This is a genomic window from Bizionia argentinensis JUB59 (genome assembly GCF_000224335.1).
Taxonomy (GTDB): Bacteria; Bacteroidota; Bacteroidia; order Flavobacteriales; family Flavobacteriaceae; genus Algorimicrobium; species Algorimicrobium argentinense.
The window spans coordinates 1-20,522 of the sequence record NZ_AFXZ01000003.1 but is presented as its reverse complement, the minus strand read 5'-3'; the positions used below and the strand labels follow the sequence as shown (position 1 = coordinate 20,522).

At 34.4% G+C, this 20,522-nt stretch carries 15 protein-coding genes and 1 pseudogene; 11 read left to right on the top strand and 5 right to left on the bottom strand.

Annotated elements, in window-relative coordinates; translation table 11 throughout:
* The first annotated feature begins 290 nt into the window (after positions 1-290).
* From BZARG_RS01925 to BZARG_RS01875, 11 genes are all read left to right on the top strand, one after another.
* Entirely contained in the window at positions 291-1,064 is a 774-nt protein-coding gene (locus BZARG_RS01925; RefSeq protein ID WP_040287910.1) for an XRE family transcriptional regulator, read from the top strand.
* Entirely contained in the window at positions 1,061-2,389 is a 1,329-nt protein-coding gene (locus tag BZARG_RS01920) for an exonuclease domain-containing protein (RefSeq protein ID WP_008634896.1), read from the top strand. The genes BZARG_RS01925 and BZARG_RS01920 overlap by 4 nt, the downstream gene beginning before the upstream one ends.
* A gap of 157 nt (positions 2,390-2,546) precedes the next feature.
* Positions 2,547-3,287: a hypothetical protein gene (locus BZARG_RS01915; protein WP_008634929.1), complete on the top strand. Its 741-nt coding sequence runs from the start codon at positions 2,547-2,549 to the stop codon at positions 3,285-3,287.
* 72 nt (positions 3,288-3,359) lie between these two features.
* Positions 3,360-4,406, top strand: coding sequence for a sensor histidine kinase (locus BZARG_RS01910; RefSeq protein ID WP_008635000.1), 1,047 nt, complete (start codon positions 3,360-3,362; stop codon positions 4,404-4,406).
* Positions 4,399-5,175 (top strand): LytR/AlgR family response regulator transcription factor, encoded by a 777-nt coding sequence (locus tag BZARG_RS01905; RefSeq protein WP_008634843.1) that lies wholly within the window; start codon positions 4,399-4,401, stop codon positions 5,173-5,175. Before BZARG_RS01910 ends, BZARG_RS01905 begins: the two co-directional genes overlap by 8 nt.
* Before the next feature lie 212 nt (positions 5,176-5,387).
* Positions 5,388-6,968 (top strand): phytoene desaturase family protein, encoded by a 1,581-nt coding sequence (locus tag BZARG_RS01900; protein ID WP_008634934.1) that lies wholly within the window; start codon positions 5,388-5,390, stop codon positions 6,966-6,968.
* 246 nt (positions 6,969-7,214) lie between these two features.
* Entirely contained in the window at positions 7,215-7,730 is a 516-nt protein-coding gene (locus BZARG_RS01895; RefSeq protein WP_008634897.1) for a DUF3124 domain-containing protein, read from the top strand.
* 102 nt (positions 7,731-7,832) lie between these two features.
* The gene (locus BZARG_RS01890; RefSeq protein ID WP_008634898.1) at positions 7,833-8,894 is read left to right on the top strand and encodes a hypothetical protein; all 1,062 of its coding nucleotides are present in this window, start codon (positions 7,833-7,835) and stop codon (positions 8,892-8,894) included.
* A gap of 11 nt (positions 8,895-8,905) precedes the next feature.
* On the top strand, positions 8,906-12,358 hold the full coding sequence (locus tag BZARG_RS01885) for a pyruvate carboxylase (RefSeq protein ID WP_008634922.1): 3,453 nt from the start codon (positions 8,906-8,908) through the stop codon (positions 12,356-12,358).
* An 81-nt stretch (positions 12,359-12,439) separates the two neighbouring features.
* Complete coding sequence (locus tag BZARG_RS01880) at positions 12,440-12,913, top strand: DIP1984 family protein (RefSeq protein ID WP_008634943.1); 474 nt, start codon at positions 12,440-12,442, stop codon at positions 12,911-12,913.
* Between the two features lie 415 nt (positions 12,914-13,328).
* Positions 13,329-13,778, top strand: a complete 450-nt coding sequence (locus tag BZARG_RS01875) for a hypothetical protein (RefSeq protein ID WP_008634824.1) — start codon at positions 13,329-13,331, stop codon at positions 13,776-13,778.
* A gap of 169 nt (positions 13,779-13,947) precedes the next feature.
* Here BZARG_RS01875 and BZARG_RS01870 read toward each other — a convergent pair whose 3' ends face one another.
* From BZARG_RS01870 to BZARG_RS15730, 5 genes and pseudogenes are all read right to left on the bottom strand, one after another.
* On the bottom strand, positions 13,948-15,825 hold the full coding sequence (locus BZARG_RS01870; RefSeq protein WP_008634845.1) for an OmpA family protein: 1,878 nt from the start codon (positions 15,823-15,825) through the stop codon (positions 13,948-13,950).
* Positions 15,826-15,905: 80 nt separating this feature from the next.
* Positions 15,906-16,850, bottom strand: a complete 945-nt coding sequence (locus tag BZARG_RS01865; RefSeq protein WP_008634986.1) for a PorP/SprF family type IX secretion system membrane protein — start codon at positions 16,848-16,850, stop codon at positions 15,906-15,908.
* A gap of 1 nt (position 16,851) precedes the next feature.
* Positions 16,852-18,126: a gliding motility-associated C-terminal domain-containing protein gene (locus BZARG_RS01860; RefSeq protein ID WP_008634872.1), complete on the bottom strand. Its 1,275-nt coding sequence runs from the start codon at positions 18,124-18,126 to the stop codon at positions 16,852-16,854.
* A 70-nt stretch (positions 18,127-18,196) separates the two neighbouring features.
* On the bottom strand, positions 18,197-19,690 hold the full coding sequence (locus BZARG_RS01855; protein WP_008634876.1) for a CshA/CshB family fibrillar adhesin-related protein: 1,494 nt from the start codon (positions 19,688-19,690) through the stop codon (positions 18,197-18,199).
* Positions 19,691-19,696: 6 nt separating this feature from the next.
* Positions 19,697-20,522 (bottom strand): annotated as a pseudogene (locus tag BZARG_RS15730) (hypothetical protein); the annotation flags it as partial.

The following is a 20,522-nucleotide window of genomic DNA, read 5'->3' as shown; positions in this document are numbered from 1 at the left end:
GCATTAAACACCTTCCTTAATTCAAGGTTTTGTGCGCTCAAACAGCCTAAAATTTCACGCCATCTTCATTTCAAATTTTACGATAAATCTTCGATAGGCCGAAATGGCAACCTCTAAAAACGATCCCTAAAAAATTAAATCTCTTATAACTTCAATACATACAATCGGCTTAAAGCATTAAATAAAATCGTTTAAAATATTCTTTAATTGAAAACACTTTTTACAAGTTGTATTTGATACAGCAAAGTTAGCTACATTATTAAGCATTTATTGCTTACATTTGTAGCATTATGAAAAATATAACTAAAAACATTCGGCACTTGCGGCACCTCAAGGGTTTAACCCAAGAAGTATTTGCAGACGATTTAAAAGTTACGCGCTCTAGGATTAGTTCTTACGAGGAAGGTCGCTCCACGCCTACTATCGAGATGTTGATTCAATTATCGGATTACTTTAAAATTCCGGTGGATATTCTGATTAAAAATGATTTAACCAAGTCCAAAGACACCTCTTTTATTGAAATTGGCAACACCCGTGTTTTATTCCCTATAACGGTGGATGATGATAATGAAAACCTCATTGAAGTGGTTCCCATAAAAGCATCTGCTGGTTATTTATCAGGTTATGACGATCCTGAATATATTGAGCAATTGCAGAAAATTAAACTGCCGTTTTTACCGTCTGGAAAACATCGAGCATTTCCTATTAAAGGTGATTCCATGTTACCACTAAAAGAAGGTTCTTATATTGTTGGGAAATTTGTTGAAGACCGAAATGATATTTCAAACAACAGAACTTATGTGTTGTTAACATTGAATGACGGCATGGTTTACAAACGCGTTTTTAATCAGATTAAAGAATCCAATAACTTACTTTTGGTTTCCGATAATCCACTTTACCAACCTTATAGCATACCGATTGATGAAGTGTTGGAACTTTGGGAATTTACATGCAGCATAAACACCCAAGAATACGATCAAGAAGAATTAAAAATCAGCAGTATTATGACCATGTTTAATAATCTGGGCGTAGAACTGAAATTATTAGAAAAACATTTAAAATGATATATACCATTATAGATGTCGAAACGACCGGACAAACGAATAGAATTACCGAAATAGCCATTTTTAAATACGACGGAAACCAAGTAATAGATGAGTTTACGTCCTTGGTGAATCCGCAAACCGCTATTCCCATTTATATAACGACTTTAACCGGCATTGACAACCTCATGGTTGCTAACGCACCAACTTTTGAGGATATTGCACAAGATATTCTTAACATAACTGAAGACAGTACTTTTGTGGCTCATAATGTAAATTTCGATTATAATGTAATTCGCAATGAGTTCAAATTATTGGATTTAGATTTCAACAGAAAAAAATTATGCACAGTAAGACTATCCAGAAAATTACTTCCAGGTTTTCCGTCATACAGTCTTGGCAAACTTTGTAAAAGTTTAGACATAGAAATCACTGATAGACATAGAGCAAGAGGCGATGTTCAAGCAACGGTGATTTTATTTGAAATGTTGTTAAAAAAAGATGAAACAGGTGAAGTTTTTAGTAGTTTTCTAAACAAAACATCAAAAGAAGCCACGCTACCAGCTCATTTACCAACGGCTGCATTTAATGCTATTCCAAATACTGCGGGAGTCTATTATTTTAAAAACAAGTTGGGTGAAATAATTTATATAGGAAAAGCTATAGATTTAAAAAAGCGTGTTTTGAGTCATTTTTATAGCAAAGCTCAAAAATCATTGGATATGTGTCGCGAAACTCGAGATATCGATTTCGAGTTGGCTGGTAGCGAATTGATTGCCCTTTTAATGGAAAATGCCGCTATTAAACAGCATTTTCCCAAGTTTAATAAACAGGCAAAACGCAACCCTAAAAGCTATGGCATATTTAGCTACGAAGACAGAAATGGCATTATACATTTAGCATACAACCCCCTTAAATCGTGTCCAAATCCTATTAAGGTTTTTCATAATATTAGAGAATCGAGATTATTTTTAGAAGAACTCTGTTTAAAATTTGAGTTATGTCCTAAATATTGTCATTTACAAGAAGGTGTCGCACAATGCGGCCACTATAGTATAAAAAACTGTAAAGGTATTTGTATAAACAATGAGGCAGTAGCTGATTATAATGCGAGAGTCAACAATGCTATTGAAGCGACAACTAAAGTTGAAGACTGCCAGATTATAAAGAGAAATGGCCGTGATGCTAATGAAGAAGCCTTTGTACTCATTAAAAACGGCATGTATTTAGGTTATGGTTTTATAGATAGCGCAGAACAAATAAATTCAGATGAAGATTTAGACAATTTTTTAATTCCTCAAAAAGATAGCTTGGATATTCAATCAATTTTAAGAACTTATATATAACCCAAAACTTCTTTTTTATTATAAAGGCATCTACTTCCAATACTCTTTTTCCTTATTTCATTTGATTTTTTCCGACACTCACTATTTCCCGCTTGTTGGATTTTATAGATACTACTACTATTGTTTCAAATAATTTAAACTATTAAAAATGGGAACAATGAAAAAACGTAATCGGGAATTAGTATTTTTAAGAGCATTTGCAGCCTGTACCGCAGGCGGTATGATATTACTATCAACATTAGCTTTTAAAACAGATAAAAATCAAAGGTTCGGAACTATTGATGTTGAACGTATTAATATTATAGAACCAAATGGCACCGTAAAAATGATAATTACCAATGTAGAACAATTTCCTAATGGAACAACTACAGTTAATAATAGAAGCGTTACAAAAGATAGAAAAAAGCGTTCGGGAATGCTATTTTTTAATGAAGATGGTATGGAATGTGGCGGATTTATTTATGACGGCGCCAAAAATGAAAACGGACATAGCTCGGGACTTTCGCTAACCTACGATCAATATGACGGTGATCAAGTCATGCAACTCTTAACTACTGACACAGGAAAAGGCGACCAAAGAAGAGTAAGTAGCGCTTTAACTTTTAACGATCGCGCCGCCAATGAAACCCAGCAAGGCGTCCATAATATAATGAACGAACTAGACAGCATTAAAGACAGGAAATTATGGCGACAAAAATATCAAGAATATAGTGATCAAGGATTAATAGGCGGCACACCAAGAGTTATGCTAGGACAAACAGGAAGTGAAAATAACGGATTATTTCTATTTGGAGATAACGGCAAGCCAAAAGCCATGTTTTATGTTGACAAAAACAATAACGTTAAATTGGAAGTGTATAACGAAGAAGGACATGTAACCAACTCCTGGCCAGAATAATTTTACCTTAATATGAAACTTCCTTAAAACAACGTTGCAATGTTTTAAGGAAGTTTCTTAATTTGTCTTCGCATGAAAAAAATTTTAAATTTCTTACAGATAGACACATATTTTATATTGTTTATTTTTCTTATCAGCTATGTGCTTGTCGTTAATAACAGAATTAGTGCAGGCCAAAAATTGGATGTAGTTTTTTTACCAGATGGTCCAATTGCACAGTTTTTAGCGGCTTTCATTATTTTTATTCTCATAAAAGTTGTCATAAACTATATGAGCAAGAAAGCTACACAAGAGTTTAAAAACCTTAAAGGTTACTTGATATATTTTGGCGTCGCATTCATATTATACATTTGTGCATCAAATATATTTGGAATTATAATAGCAACGCTATTCGATACCGTTTCCAAAAATTTTAATCACCAAACTTTAATAGTTGCTAATATTGGCAGAAGTGTTGAATTCATATTATTTGCCAGTCTTTATTTAGCTTACTTATATTCAAACGATAATAATAATTACAGAATTGAAATTAATAAATATGACAAAGCGTTGGCATCCAGTAAAATTAAACAACTCAAAGCGCAGCTAAATCCACATTTTTTGTTTAATAATTTGAATACGCTGGATGAACTTATTGAAGAAGACAAAGACAAGGCAAGTAATTTTCTACATCATTTTTCAGAGCTATATAGGTATTCCCTGGATACTTCAGAGAAAAAAATAGTGCCTTTGAATGACGAAATTCAGTTTGTAAAAAGTTACTTTAAACTCATGGAAGAAAAGTATTTAGGTTATTATTCTTTAGAAATAAACCAAGACACTATAAAACCTAATCTATTTGTTCCACCCTTTTGCCTGCAGATTTTAGTAGAAAATGCCATCGAGCACAATTTAGGTTTAATTGAAAACCCGGTTCACATTATCATTTCTATCAACGATAATATTCAAGTAACTAATAATAAAATTGTAAAAAAACATAAGAAAACAACTGGCGGCATAGCACTTAAAAACCTGTCCACACAGTTAGTCTTATTAGGTAATAAAGATATTACAATTGAAGAAAATGAGACCTATTTTAAAGTCACGCTGCCATTTATAAAAGAAAATCACCATGTATAAAATACTTATAATTGAAGATGAAGCGCCTGCAAGAAAAAAACTTAAGAGGTTTTTAGATAAAACAGGTCATTCCTATAAAATCGTGGCTGAATTAGAAACTGTTTCTGATGCGAAGTTACTTTTATCACAAACGCAGGATTTTGATATTATCTTTTCTGATATAGAGTTAAGAGATGGTAATATATTTGAACTATATAACGAGGTTTCTTTAAATTGTCCTATTATTTTTGCCACGGCATACAATGCGTTTTTAATGAGCGCTTTTGAAGCCAACGGAATAGAATATCTTTTAAAACCCTATTCCTTTGAGCGCTTTTCCAATGCTTGGGATAAATTTATAAGGTTAAAAGCAAATTCGAATCAAAATTACAATGAGTTAATTGGCACTATTAGTCATTTATTAAAAAGTAATAAAGAAAATAATATAGGGTATAAAGAACAATTCGCCATAAAATCCAATAAAGAAACCTACTTTTTAAAAGTAGAAGATATTGTTTGTTTTCAAGCAGACGGTGGAATTATATTTGCTTTTGACCAATTGAACAAAAGACATATAATGCCTTACGCCACCTTAAAAGAAATAGAAGCATTTTTAGACCCAAAAAAATTCTTTAGAATTAATCGTAGTGAAAATATACAACGAAAATTTATTGATAAGATTGAAAGGTATAATAAAAACACCATTTCTGTTTATTTAAATTCGCAACGTAAAACAGTAAAAACAAGTCAAAATAAAACAAGTGATTTTAACGCTTGGCTGGGCATTTAACACAAGAACATAATAAATTAATTGAAAAACATTTCTCTTTCATTCAAAAAAACAATTAATCACATCCCACAACCTTTATCTAATTTCTCTCTAATCAGAATCTACCATAAAAATGGGGTCATAAAATAAGCCTTCTTAATTAATAAGATTAATACCACATCCAAATCACAAAAGTTTCCATAATTATGGTATTTTGCTTGAAAATATATTCTATGATTCAATCCTATAAGCAAAAACTAAAATTACAAGAAACTTACGACGCCATTATTATAGGATCTGGCATGAGCGGATTGGCCACAGCTGCTATTTTGGCTAAAGAAGGCCAAAAAGTTTTAGTTTTAGAACGTCATTACACAGCTGGTGGTTTTACCCATATTTTTAAACGTAAGGGTTTTGAATGGGATGTTGGAATTCATTATATAGGAAATGTACAAGCCGATAAAAGTATATTAAAAAAGCTATTTGCTTATGTAAGCAATGATGAACTCAAGTGGGCAGATATGGGAGATGTTTACGACCGTATTATTATTGGCGATAAACATTATGACTTTGTAAAAGGAGTTAAAAACTTCAAAGAAAAAATGATTGGCTATTTCCCTGAAGAAGCAAACGCCATTAACACCTATGTTGAAACGGTTTTTAAGGCCGCTAAAACCAGCAGGAATTTCTACTTAACTAAAGCCATTCCTCCTTTTTTGAATACACTATTCGGATGGTTTTTAAAACGCCCATTTCATAAATTTTCGGACAGAACCACTTATGAAGTTCTTCGCTCGATAACCGATAATGAAGACTTAATAAAAGTCTTAACCGGGCAATATGGCGATTACGGCTTACCGCCAAAACAAAGTAGTTTTTCCATGCATGCATCTGTGGCGAGTCATTATTTTGAAGGTGGAAGTTTTCCTATTGGTGGCTCTTCTCAAGTTGTTAAAACCATCGATCCCGTTATAGCCGCGGCTGGCGGTACAATTTTAATTAGCGCAGAAGTTGAAGAAGTTGTCATAAAAAATAATCAAGCTATTGGCGTAAAAATGAAGGATGGCCGAATTTTTAAAGCCAAAAACATTGTAAGCAGCGCTGGCGTTTTCACAACTTATAATAAATTATTACCTCCAGCTATTGTTGAAAAACATAAGTTACTTAAAAATTTACAAAAAGTAAATCCCTCCGTAGCCCATGTTAGCTTATATATCGGTTTAGAAGGCTCGCCAGAAGAACTTAAAATTCCCAAAACCAATTATTGGATTTATCCAGCAGAAGGCGATCATGATACGTGTGTGAAAAATTATTTAGAAGATTTATCGCAACCATTCCCAGTTGCATACATATCATTTCCTTCAGCTAAAGACCCAGACTGGTCCAATCGATATCCTGGTAAAAGTTCCATAGATATTATAACATTAGTTCCCTATGAAACTTTTGAAAAATGGACCGATACCTCATGGAAAAAAAGAGGTGATGATTATGAAGCTATTAAAGAAGATATTTCTAAACGCTTACTCCAAATACTATATAAACAATTACCGCAAGTAGAAGGAAAAATAACTTGCTACGAATTATCTACACCCTTAACAACGCAACATTTTGTTAATTATCATAAAGGTGAAATTTACGGATTAGACCATAGTCCAGCTCGTTTTAGACAATCATTTTTAAAACCAAGAACACCCATAAAAAACTTTTATTTAACAGGGCAAGATATTGCCACAGCCGGAGTTGCTGGCGCTTTATTTTCTGCCGCATTATCTTCCATAGCCATTACTGGAAAAAATGTTTTGAGCAAAGTTTAATAAACGTTTCAATCTATAAATTATTTAATTAAAGCTATAATTACAGAAATCATTGAAGATAACTGGAATCAACAAAAAGAACTATAACGTCACAACCTAAATTATAAGCTTTAAAACTTTAAAAAAGAGTTTGAAAACTGTAAATTCAACTTTAAAAAAACAAACTATTGACACGAGTGTTTTTTAAGATTGTATTATATTTACGTAACTGTAGACCTCACCCATATTGTAAAAATAGTCATTAACATGAAACATACTATCCCTATTCTTACTATCTTTTCCCTTGTACTATTTGGATGTAACAATGCCAATCTTAAAGAAAAAAGAGATATAATTTCTTCCGAGCATCAAATAGAAAATAAATCTATAAAATCGGATAGTGTCTATAAAACTAAAAAAGTCTACGTTCCAGTATATTCCAACATTTACCAACGCACACGGAATGAAAAGACAGCATTAACCTCTACGTTAAGTATTCATAACACTAGTGAAACTGATACTTTATTTATAAATCGTATTGATTACTACAATACTGAAGGGAAATTTCTTCGGAAATATATTGAATCACCTATTTTTTTAAACACATTTGAAACTTTAGAATATGTCGTGGATGAACAAGATGAAACTGGCGGATCTGGAGCAAATTTCGTTATAGAATGGTATGGCACCGATAAACTAAATCCTATTTTTCAAGCGGTTATGATTGGTGGATTGGGCAATAAATCTTTTTCGTTTACAACCGATGGTGTTGAAATAGAATAAGTGAAAGTTTACTTTACAAACCACTGCTAACTTATTTTGAGTTAAGATTATTGTTTTTAATTAATAATAAATTTACCTTCGAAGATATAGCTATAATGTACCGTGGACAAAAAACTCATATCTAAAAAAAAACCTGCTTACCCTATCACACCATTGCTTTCAAATTATCTGACTGCGCATGGAAGGAATATTAAGATTCCCATTTTTTATGATGATTTACTACGCTTTCAAGGCGCCATAGAAATTCTGGATCAAAATGATAAAGATACCCTTTGGATACGCACGTATTTTGCCGAACATGAGCGTGTTGAAATAGAAGACAGTCTTAAACAAATGTATACCATTTTACATTCCGATGGAGACAGCAGCGTATTGCCCTATTTAAATATTGACAGTATTGACTTTTGCACCTTTGGGAACACCAAGCCATTTCGGGTTAAGGTTAGGAATATATTAAATGATAATTATATTTTTTTATATATCAAAAAGGCCGATGCTTCTCGAATTTATGGACTGGAGTTGGAACATCTATTATCGCCAAACCACATTAACTTTCTGATTCATAAAGACACGTTGATTGAAGAACATATATCTGGTATTGCAGGCGATACTTTTATTGAAGAACATTTGGATGATTTACCCATTCAAGACAAACGCGCACTCGCCAAAGAATTTGTGAAGTTTAACGAACGGTGTTTTGGTCGACTTCTAGCCGATATGCGTTCCTATAATTATGTTATTGAAATTACTCAAGACTTTGATCGTGTTCAATACCGAATACGCGCAGTCGATTTTGATCAACAAAGTTATGAAGGAAACCCAAAAGTTTATAAACCACAGTTTTTAAAAGAGAACATTGCTTTAGTCAAGTTATGTCTTGAAGTTTTAGCACCCGGATCTATTGTTCAATATGAAAAAGAAGAACGTTCCTTACTTGCAAAACGTGCGACTAGCGAGCACAAACGTTTAAAACATTTGTTGCATTGCATGAAAAATGACCAAATTTCCACACCTAAAAAAATAAATCAACTCAAAAACGGATTATTCGATCTTGTTGGCGATGTGAACTTTAAGAAAGCCAAAAACATGGGTGAGTTATTGGAATATGCTATCGATTTTATAGTCAGAAATTACAAAAACGAAAACCCATACATCATCAAATAAAACGGATAAAAATGAAAATCAAAAAGGTTTTAATCGCCAATCGAGGAGAAATTGCTATACGAATATTACGCGCTTGTACCGAATTGAATTTGGATACCGTTGCTATTTATACTTATGAAGATCGATATTCACAGCACCGAAATAAAGCCGATGAATCGTATCAAATAGGTGAAGATAATCAGCCGTTAAAACCCTATTTAAACAGCGACGACATTATTGCACTAGCCAAGTCTAAAAACGTTGATGCCATTCATCCTGGTTATGGTTTTTTATCTGAAAATTCGGAATTTGCTAGAAAATGTGCTGAAAACGATATAATTTTTATTGGTCCAGACCCTAAAGTTATGGATGCTTTAGGCGATAAAATTACCGCTAAAAAAATAGCTGTAAAATGTAACGTTCCTATTATTGAAAGCAATAAAGAGAAACTAACATCTTTAGCAATAGCCATTTCCGAAGCAAAAAGCATTGGTTATCCTTTAATGTTAAAAGCAGCTTCTGGTGGTGGTGGCCGCGGCATGAGAATTATTCGTAAAGCTGAAGATTTAGAGCAGAATTTCGATTCAGCTAGAAATGAAGCACTTAATGCTTTTGGCGATGACACCATGTTTCTGGAGAAATACGTAGAAGACCCAAAACATATAGAAGTCCAAATTGTTGCTGACAATCATGGTAATATTCGTCATTTATTTGAACGTGATTGTTCGGTTCAACGTCGTCATCAAAAGGTTGTTGAAATAGCGCCTTCTTTCAATATTTCGGAAGATGTTAAGCAGTCACTTTATAAATATGCCATTAGTATTGCTAAAGAAGTTAGCTATAATAATATTGGAACCGTTGAGTTTTTAGTAGATAAAGATGATAACGTTTATTTTATTGAAGTCAACCCAAGAATTCAAGTAGAACATACGGTTACAGAAATGATAACAGGCATTGATTTGGTGAAAACCCAAATATTTATTGCCGGTGGTTATAAATTATCTGACCAGCAAATTAAAATTTACGAGCAGGACACGATTAAAACTTATGGTTTTGCTTTACAATGTCGATTAACAACTGAAGATCCATCCAATAATTTCACACCAGATTACGGTACCATTACCACATACAGAAGTGCAGCAGGAATGGGAATCCGTTTGGATGCTGGAAGTATTTACCAAGGCTATAATGTGAGTCCTTTTTTCGATTCCATGTTGGTTAAAGTCTCTGCACATGGCAGAACTTTAGATGGTGCTATCCGGAAAATGGTTCGTGCTTTAAAAGAGTTTCGTATTCGGGGCGTCAACACCAATATTCACTTTTTGCGTAATGTTATTCAGCATGACACATTTAAAGCTGGTAAAGTAACCGTTAATTTTATTCAGAATACACCAGAGCTTTTCAATATTAAATTACCACAAGATAGAACCTCTAAAGTGACGCAGTTTTTAGGTGAAGTAATTGTTAACGGTAATACTGATGTCAAGTATAAAGATGAAAACAAGGTTTTTAGAAATCCGAAAGTTCCGATTTTTAATATAAACGATCCGTATCCGAAAGGGACCAAAAACTTACTGACGGAACTAGGTCCAGAGAAATTCTGTGAATGGCTTAAAAACGATTCTAAAATCCACTATACAGATACGACCATGCGGGATGCGCACCAATCGTTATTGGCCACGCGCATGCGAACTTTCGATATGATGAAAGTCGCAGAGAGTTATGCCAAAAACCATCCAAACACGTTTAGTATGGAAGTTTGGGGCGGTGCTACTTTTGATGTATGCTTACGTTTTTTACACGAAAGTCCTTGGACACGTTTACGCGAACTGCGAAAAGCCGTTCCAAACATACTTTTTCAAATGCTACTTCGCGGTAGTAATGGTGTTGGCTATAAAGCGTATCCAGACAACCTCATTGAAAAGTTTGTAGAGAAATCATGGGAAAATGGCGTTGACGTTTTCCGAATCTTCGATTCGCTTAACTGGGTAAAAGCCATGGAGCCGAGCATTAATTATGTTAGAGATAGAACAGGTGGAATCGCGCAAGCAGCCATTAGTTATACGGGTGATATTTTGGATATTAAAGAAACAAAATACGATTTAAAATACTACACACGACTAGCAAAAGACCTTGAAAATGCGGGAGCTCATATGATTGCCATAAAAGATATGGCTGGATTATTAAAACCTTATGCGGCTACCGAGCTGGTTGCAGCATTGAAAGACACGGTTAATTTACCCATTCATTTACATACTCATGACACCTCCTCATTACAATCGGCCACCTACTTAAAAGCTATTGAAGCCGGTGTGGATGTTGTGGATGTGGCACTGGGCGGTTTGTCTGGTTTAACATCTCAACCAAACTTCAATTCTATTGTGGAAATGATGAAGTATGAAAAACGCGCTCATGCTTTTGATATAGATACGCTGAATCAGTTTTCAAATTTCTGGGAAGATACACGCGAAATGTATTACCCTTTTGAATCCGGATTAAAAGCTGGAACAGCCGAAGTTTATCAACATGAAATACCAGGTGGGCAATATTCTAATTTACGACCTCAAGCTATAGCTTTAGGACTAGGCGATCGTTTTGATGAGGTTAAAAAAATGTATACCGAGGTGAATAAAATGTTTGGAAACCTAATTAAAGTAACACCGAGTAGTAAAGTGGTTGGCGACATGGCTATCTTTATGGTAACCAATAACTTAACACCTAAAGATGTTATGGAACGCGGTGACGAAGTATCGTTTCCTGAATCAGTTATTAGTTTCTTTAGAGGTGATTTAGGACAACCAACAGGTGGTTTCCCTAAAGAATTACAGGAAATTATTCTTAAAAACCAGAAACCATATACCGACAGACCGAATGCACATTTAGAACCAATTGATTTTGATGTAGAATACGAAGATTTTAAAAAGAGATTTCAAAAAGGCTTTACTAGAGCACTTGAAATTGAAGATTTCCTATCCTATACCTTATATCCAAAAGTATTTGAACAGGCGCATGAAAGCTATAAAATGTATGGTAATTTAGCTTTAGTTCCTACCAAAAACTTCTTCTATGGCATGAAGCAACGCGAAGAGACATCAATAGAGCTAGAACCTGGCAAAACTATTATTGTTAGACTGCTTTCAGTGGGAATCCCTAATGAAGATGGCGTTCGGATAGTCTTTTTTAGTGTGAATGGTGAAAACCGTTTTGTTGAAGTTTTAGATAAATCTTTAAATATTAAGAAAGAAGAACATATAAAAATGGATCCTGAAAATGCTAACCATATAGGAGCGCCGTTGCAAGGGTCCCTTTCTAAAGTGTTGGTGAAAAAAGGCCAACAAATAAAAGAAAACGATCCATTATTTATTATTGAAGCCATGAAAATGGAAACCACTGTTACGGCTTTTAAAGCAGGAAAAGTAAAATCTGTATCCTTACAAGAAGGTACAATGGTAATGCAAAATGATCTGATTTTAACGGTAGAATAGCCAATACTCCATTAAAATTGAAACAAAACTGCATCCCTCTAAAGATTCCTCTTATGTGCTATTCAAATTAAAAAACATAAAATGTCAGAGCAAACAAATAATAAAAAAACAAAGCTTGCAGAAGGCCTTTTGTTGCGAGCAGATCTAATGAAGAAAATAGAACATCTTCAAAATAGAATTCGTCCGGTGCTAATTGTATCTGATGATAAGCTTCCTCAAGAAGATCCAGAAAAATTAATGGCTCAATTGCGAAACGCCATACAAGCTTTGGAATCGATAATAATTCGAATAAACAAAACTAATAATGAAACTCACGTTGAAGGTGAAGGCTCACTAATGGAGGCGCTTGCTAAACGCGATTCTTTGAAAATGCTTTCTGAAAGATTAAGATATATTAGGCAAGCCGCACAAATTAATAATAGTGGCGAGTCAAATCTTAAAACAACTATTAGTATAAAGAAGCTACAAATAGAAATGGATCAAACAGGAAGAGCTTTTAGAGAAATTGACAGTAAGATTCAAGAAATAAATTGGCTCACAGAGTTAAAAAATTAAGCCGAAAGGCGGAATGGTCGGGGCGAGTGCCAGCCCCTTTTTCAGTATGAGTTTTCGGGGCAAATTGAAAACTCTACAACCACGAAGCTGCTTGGGTTGCGGCAAAACGTATTGTTTAGGACCCATTACTTCTTACATATTACAAATGTATCGTGTAAAAATTACTACCAGGTACTGACCGACCATTTTTTATTAAAATATACAACCTTTTATAGCGTTTATGAAAACATACCAATTCTGAAGCTACTCCAAGACTCCATTCGCAAAACACCCCTCTTCACATCTCAAAATCAGAGGCTTACACGAGTCTTAAATGTCATTTTATGAAAATATAGCGTCAACAATTATGTCATTAGAGCAAAGATTAATCAATTAAGATCATTAGTTTAGTTTAAAGTTTTAAAACTATATGACTATGAAAACTATAAGCAAAATTTTAGCCATTGGTATTTTTTCGTTTGTCATTTCATGTAAAAATGAATCTGCTACAAAAACTGAAGAACTGGCACCTAATCCGATGAATGAGGAGTTGACGAAAACCACTAACTATAAGGAAAGCGGAAATTTTAAAGAAGACAACTATAGATTAAGTTCTACAAAAGACAGTTTAGTTGTTAACTGGAATTTGGATAATCCTGAGAGGCAAGAAGATTTATATACAACATTTAAAATGACCGAAGAACAAATTCAACGTTATGAAAAAGCGTTAAAAGATTGGAGATCGGATGTTGAGAATCCATATGATAAATTATCAGCCAACGAACGCATAAAAAAAGAGGATGAAATTTTAAAGGACATTTTAACTGATTCGCAATATAAAGATTACAAAAAATGGGCTAATGAGAATGACGACCGTGGCGCATAATAGTTATAAGCTCTGAAGACATTTCGCTTTAAAACTATTTATCAATTTTATTGACTAAAAATGTCATCTATCAAATTAACGGCTAGACTATTAAACAAATAAAAGCCAGAGATTTCTCTCTGGCTTTTGCTTTTAAAGGATGTAAATATGTAAAGGGCTAGCCAACTTATTAGTCGATTACTATAAATTCTGATCGCCTATTCTTTTGATGGTCTGCTTCCGAGCATGGAACGCCATTACTACAGTTATTTACAAGTTTCGACTCCCCGAAGCCTAGTGCTTTCAGTCTAGAGCTTTCTACACCATTTTCAACTAAATAGTTTAAAGTAGAAGTAGCACGACGTTGAGAAAGGGCTTTGTTATATGCATCATTTCCACGGCGATCTGTATGCGAACGAATTTCTATTTTTAAATTCGGATATTGATTAAGCACAGCTAATAACTTCTCTAATTCTACTTGGGCATCTTTACGAATATTAGATTTGTCAAAATCGAAATAAATAATAGGAATATTAAGCACTTTTGCCAAGTCCGTTCCTGCGACTAACACAAATTCATTCTGTTGTAATTGAAAGTTTATTTCCTGATTTTCAAAATTAGGTTTCGACAAGTTTTCATCTGTACCATAGAGCTTTTTACTCGCGTTTATAACATAAGGTTTAAACTTATTTGTTTCAACATTATAAAAGCCTTTGTTATCGGTTGTTAGTTTTTTGTATACCGTTCCTTCAGAATCTCTTAAAACTATAAGCGCACCTTCTATTGGCAATTCTGTTTGGATATCTGTGACATAACCTTGTATTTGCGCAAAATACACATCAATTACAGGCTTAGTTTCTAAAAATGAATATATGTTATCATATATAAAAGCGCCTTCCGTATCGGTACGATTAGAACTTATAAATCCGCGATTTGATTCCGAATCTATTCCGAAGGAAAAATCGTCTGCATAGGAATTTATTGGTTCCCCAATATTTAATATGTTGCCGTAGCCACCCTCCTTAATTTTTACATAAAATACATCTAATCCACCGAGTCCAAAATGACCATCTGATGAAAAATATAATTCGTTGTTAGCAGATACGAACGGAAAAGTTTCTTTTCCAGCTGTATTAATTTCAGGTCCTAAATTAATAGGCTCGCTTATATTACCTTCCGCATCAATTTCAGAGACGTATAAATCCGATTCGCCATAACCGCCTGGTCTATCTGACGAAAAATAAAGTTTAGTCTCGTCTGGATTTAAAGTTGGGTGTGCATTTGAGAAATAATCGCTATTTATAGATAACTCTTTAGCCACTTCCCATTTACCATTTATTCTTTCAGTTTTATAAATTTTTAATCGCTGATCTTCTTTTTTGTCTACAATGGTATTGTTACTTCTAGTAAAATACACGGTATTATTATCGGTTGTAAAAACAGGCGACGACTCGTGAAACTTACTTTTAAATGATCCCTTAAGTTTTTTAGGTTTACTAATAGCTTGGTTTAATGAATCGACTTGAACGGTATAAAGTGATAAAAAGCTTAATCCATCCCAAGCACTTCTAATATTTAAAAACGTTTTCGTGTTATTCGTCGACGCATAATATAGCGTGTCCCCTAACTTGAAATATCCAAAAGACACTTTATTTTCATCGTACACTCTTTCAAGTGGTTTCAACTCATACCTACCAGAGTTCTGTAGGGTTAAATCATGATATCCCTGTGCGTTTATCTGATTCGTTTCAAAACCATTTTTCTGCAAAAAGGCATCATAATATTCTGCAGCTTTAGCTTCTTGACCAGTTGCTTTTAAAGATTGAGAATAACGCAAATACATATTACTCTGTTCTGGCTCTGTTGTAAAACTAAACAACTTTTCATACCACTTTACAGCTTCGTCATATTGCGCATTAAAATAATAACTGTTGGCTAGTTTTGTAAAAAGCTCTTCAGATTCATGTCCCTTTTCTGCCACTTCTAAATATACTTTCTGTGCATTGACATAATCTAATTGTTCGTAATTCCCCGTTGCTTTTGCTACTTTGTTTTCTTGCCCGTACATCAAAGTTGTATTTGACAAACACAGAAAAAAGAAACTATATATGACTAATCTATTTTTCATTTAAAAAAATTTAATTTTTATTAGAAGAATCTCGGGTTTACTTTTCCTTTAAGCCTTGTACCTAATTCAAAACGTAAAAATATTTCGTGAGATCCGTTATTATAATTCCCTAATTCAGTAGTATCATAATCGTAAGAATAGCCAACCATTATATTATCTGATATTTGAAAACCAGCCATAGCACTTACAGTGGCATCTAAACGATACGCCAAACCAAAAGTTACGGTATCATACAACAACGCATTTGCCGAAACATCAATTGCGAGAGGCGATCCTGTTACAGCTTTAGCTAATACGGCCGGTTTTAATTTTAAGTTTGGATTAACAGTAAACACGTAACCTCCAATTAAATATACGTGTGCTTTTTCTGTGGCTGTAGAAACTTGTACATCATCATAATGATCAGTTTCTATAACATTTGGTGTGGAAACCCCTATATACCACTTTTCTGAATGCACATATAAACCGGCTCCTATTATTGGTGAGCTCTTGTTTTCTTGCCTTAAGCTGTTATCATTAGGATCGTAAATATTTAATTTATTAGGATCCAAACTCCATAAGGATACCCCACCTTTCATTCCAAAGGCTAGCTTAACATCGCTTGTCAGACTAATTGTATATGAAAAATCTGCTGCTAGAATACTTTCTGAAGACGGTCCAATTTTATCACTAGTAAAGCCAAGCCCTACACCGATACCTTGAACGCCAATAGGTGAATTTGCCGAGAAATTTAATGTTTCTGGAGCGCCATCTAAACCTACCCATTGGTTTCTATAAACCCCAAATATATTTAAAGAGCCACGAGAACCTGCATAAGCTGGATTTACCGTAGTAGTATTATACATATATTGGGTGTATTGCGAGTCCTGCTGTGCTTGCATGGATGGTGCCATAAAAAACAGGCTCACCAAAAGAACAAGTACAAATATGTTTGATTTTATAAAAGTCATTAGAATTCGTTTCATATTAGTTAGCACTTAAGTATAAAAACCCAGCTTGTTTATGCCTGTTATTATCGGCTTCATTACCATAGTCATATTCTAAAATATAATAATAGGTACCAGAAGGCAATAATTCAGAGTCCTTGGTTGTTAAGCGACCAGTTGAGTAGCCATCAAAAATATGCCCATTGACGCCATAATTATTGGTTTCAAAAACCTTAACACCCCAACGGTTAAATATTTTTACTTTTAAGTTTCTAGCACAGTCGCCAGCAGAAGTATCAATGAAGAAAAAGTCGTTTTTCCCATCGTTATTTGGTGTTACGGAGTTATAAACAACTACGCCACAAGGTAAAATAAGATCGGATTTTACACGTCCAAATGTAAATACACCATAACCACTAACGGACGTTGTAACGGTTTGACTATCTAGATCAATAGCACCGCCTTCGTCTACCCAAATATTTGTAGCTACATCCCAGCGAACGATTGTTAAAGCATCTTGTTCTGCTGCTTGAATAAAAATGGCTGGCGTAGTAACATCGCGCCACGAAAGTGTAATTAATCCATCGTCAGTATTGGCACTCACTTTTTCAATGGTCCAATACTCTTGATTGTCGATTTCTTCAATAACACCAGCTTTCAATTCATGTGAATACAAGTTGTTTGAATTTTCAAAATAGAATTTTCCTTCAAACAAAGCTGCCGAATTTCCTGGTGCTGAATTTCCTGGTGCTGAATTCCCTAATACTGAAATACTAGCAAAACGATAATAACCCCCATCGCCAATAGGATATGTGAATTCTTGATTACCTAATTTATTTACGGCGCCGTCCACATGGCTGTAATCGGAAGTATTAATATGAAAAGCATTGGTATTGAAAGTCATCTTTCCACCGAAATTATCGTTATCTACAATGCCTTCATAAAAATCGGATTCCCCACTAACATTTAAATTTCCTGATAATTGAAAAGGAACGACATTACTGGAGTTATTGAAATAAACATCATAGAGGTAGCTTATCCCTGAACCGCTAATGGCTTGGAACGATGTTCCTATAAAGCGCGTTAATCCGGTGTTTTGATAAAAATCTAAAGTACCATCGTTATTAAAATGACTGTATATATAGGTGTCTCCATCATTATAAAACGATCCTGTAGTAAGATTATCAAAACGTTCTACGGTTGAAAATTGCGTGTCTTCACCAACGAAAAGCATGCCTTCATTAGTTGTTTGAGCTTTCATAAAACTGAAAGCAAAGAGTAAAACAAGACTAATAAATAATGAGATGTTTTGCATTTGTTTTTAAATATTTAACAAGTTATAAGGTTTGTCATAAATGGGTGTAAGAGATTGAATTTCATTAGAACTAATTCGTAGGCTTTCCTTTTGAATGAATCATCGGGTTGGTTACTACGGGTCCTAAAACATATATTTTATGATCTTCTACTTCGCCTGTATTTACAAATTCGCCTGGAGTTATATTTTCTAGTTGAGAAAGCCTCAATCTAACAAACGTACTATATGGCTTTCTCGTTCCTGGAACTACCCATTCCAGGACAATACTACCCATGGTATTTCCTGTTGTTGGAGCAAAAACTACTTGTTTTTCATCCGGATCAAAAACACCATTTAAATTAAAATCTATCCATCCAGCGATATAGCCATCACTATCACTTCTATAAGGAATAGTAGCAGAAATAGTATTTCCAGGAATATAATTTGCCTTATAAGAAAAACGTTTGTATTCGGTTGGCCAAGCATCTTCTTCGTCAGGTCCAGCTGGTCCAAAATTATCATCTCCTTTTGCATCTTTTGAATGTACAATAACAGATTCGGTATCGGGAGCTGTGCTTCCTAAATGACTTAAATTAGTGTTTTCAACTAAAGCACCTGGTGTATAAGCACCTGCATTAATATTCGTAGAACTAGTACTTCCTTGATTTACAGCAGTGATATTATCAGGCGTAAAATCTAATTTCTGAATTAAATGCAAGGGATTTCCATAAGAAATTGGTGCGTCTCCGCCATCAACCTCTGGCGCTAATAAACCTAAAGCTATTGCGGTTAATCCATTTCCTTTAAATTCTACATCTATAGAAACTGAAAAATCTGGATTGGTAGCAGTTTGATCATAAGCAGACTCATTAAATTTTAAAAAGGATACCGCCATGGTGTTATTATCATTACCACGTAAAAGTTTCATGGTTTGTTTTGAGCTAGGTATGCCACTTTCAAAAACAATTTCTTTTCTAACGTTATACGCACCTTGCCCATTATTCTTCTTTACTTCAACTAAAGTCCATTCGCCATCGGCAGTAGCGTATATATATTCAGCTGGGGCCAATGATTCGGCATCTGCAAATACCACTCCTGGAATTCTAATAGGAGTCCCCATTAAAGTAGCACGACACTCTAACGTTATTCTGGAAAGGGCGCCATTAGCCCTATTTCTGATACCAGAAACTAGTTGATTGCTACCTCCTGTGCCGCCTATATTATATAAATCGTCTAAATAATCTCCTGTATAATCCCCAGGAGCATAAGAATTTATAGGACCACTAATACTTGTTATTTCAGCTTCAATACAGAGATATTTACCATCCCCCAAATCGATAGAAGCATGGGATTTATCTCCTACATTTAATTGCTGATTATGTCTTCCATAAGGATATGTGCCTTGATTTGCATTAGTAGCACCCCAAGTTAGCCAAAGCACATCGTTTATATACGGACTTACTCCTCCTGTTGCGTAAGCGGCGGTTACTACTTCACCTGGATAACATTGAGCTTGTACGCCTGTTATGCCAACTAGCATAAATAGCACGATACTCCATATTTTATACTGTGTTTTATAATACATAGCTAATTAAGGTTTTACTGAAAATACAATATTCATAAATGATCCTAATGACACATCTGCGTTTGTTTTAACGGAATAAGTTAAAATACCCGTATTGCTAACGGTCACGTTTTCGAAAACAGCTTCATCATAAAAAGTTATGTGATAATCTAATTCATTGCTTGGCAAAACAGGAAGACTTGTTGTAGCTCCTGGATTTACTGCTACTGGCGAACCAAATTGCTGTTGGTATTTTGCATATAAATTAATAGTTCCAAATGTATCACCTGAAGGCACCTGATCAGCTGCGGTATAAACAATTACTGAAGGCATATAGAAAAATTTAGGCATTGCAGCTTTCATTTGTCTCAATGTACCATCTGACTGCACAACTACCAACCTATCATTATCAGATCCCGACTGTAATCCTGCAACAGCCAAGGTATTTGTTACACTAGTTGTAATGGTAGTTGGTTTTATTAAATTACCGCCTAATTGAACGGCGTCCGCTGAAGTATCCACATTCAAACCATTATTAGCTTGAACATCTAATGCATTTGTCGTTGTATTTTTAACCAGACCCACTCCAGCTACATTGGCATTTACCTTAATTCCTGTTACGGCATCGTCAGCTAATTTTATAGTTGTAATTCCTCCATCTGTAACTTCAATACTACTGTCAACTAATGTAGCGCCAGTACCATCGGTTACCGTAATAGATGTATCTCCCGCTGTTAAGTCTTTTGGTGTAACAACGCCGTTTGGACCTTGAGGGCCTGCTGGTCCTTGAATTCCTTGTGGCCCTGTGAAATCTGCTGTCGTAAATGTGGAACCGTCTGTGTATGTTATTGTA

What these genes read in the sequence shown, in the direction of transcription:
- BZARG_RS01875 (WP_008634824.1), top strand. Translation starts at nt 13,329, where the DNA reads ATGAAAACTATAAGCAAAATTTTAGCCATTGGTATTTTTTCGTTTGTC.
- BZARG_RS01880 (WP_008634943.1), top strand. Translation starts at nt 12,440, where the DNA reads ATGTCAGAGCAAACAAATAATAAAAAAACAAAGCTTGCAGAAGGCCTT.
- BZARG_RS01915 (WP_008634929.1), top strand. Translation starts at nt 2,547, where the DNA reads ATGAAAAAACGTAATCGGGAATTAGTATTTTTAAGAGCATTTGCAGCC.
- BZARG_RS01905 (WP_008634843.1), top strand. Translation starts at nt 4,399, where the DNA reads ATGTATAAAATACTTATAATTGAAGATGAAGCGCCTGCAAGAAAAAAA.
- BZARG_RS01925 (WP_040287910.1), top strand. Translation starts at nt 291, where the DNA reads ATGAAAAATATAACTAAAAACATTCGGCACTTGCGGCACCTCAAGGGT.
- BZARG_RS01870 (WP_008634845.1), bottom strand. Translation starts at nt 15,825, where the DNA reads ATGTACGGGCAAGAAAACAAAGTAGCAAAAGCAACGGGGAATTACGAA.
- BZARG_RS01855 (WP_008634876.1), bottom strand. Translation starts at nt 19,690, where the DNA reads ATGTATTATAAAACACAGTATAAAATATGGAGTATCGTGCTATTTATG.
- BZARG_RS01910 (WP_008635000.1), top strand. Translation starts at nt 3,360, where the DNA reads ATGAAAAAAATTTTAAATTTCTTACAGATAGACACATATTTTATATTG.
- BZARG_RS01900 (WP_008634934.1), top strand. Translation starts at nt 5,388, where the DNA reads ATGATTCAATCCTATAAGCAAAAACTAAAATTACAAGAAACTTACGAC.
- BZARG_RS01860 (WP_008634872.1), bottom strand. Translation starts at nt 18,126, where the DNA reads ATGCAAAACATCTCATTATTTATTAGTCTTGTTTTACTCTTTGCTTTC.
- BZARG_RS01885 (WP_008634922.1), top strand. Translation starts at nt 8,906, where the DNA reads ATGAAAATCAAAAAGGTTTTAATCGCCAATCGAGGAGAAATTGCTATA.
- BZARG_RS01920 (WP_008634896.1), top strand. Translation starts at nt 1,061, where the DNA reads ATGATATATACCATTATAGATGTCGAAACGACCGGACAAACGAATAGA.
- BZARG_RS01865 (WP_008634986.1), bottom strand. Translation starts at nt 16,850, where the DNA reads ATGAAACGAATTCTAATGACTTTTATAAAATCAAACATATTTGTACTT.
- BZARG_RS01895 (WP_008634897.1), top strand. Translation starts at nt 7,215, where the DNA reads ATGAAACATACTATCCCTATTCTTACTATCTTTTCCCTTGTACTATTT.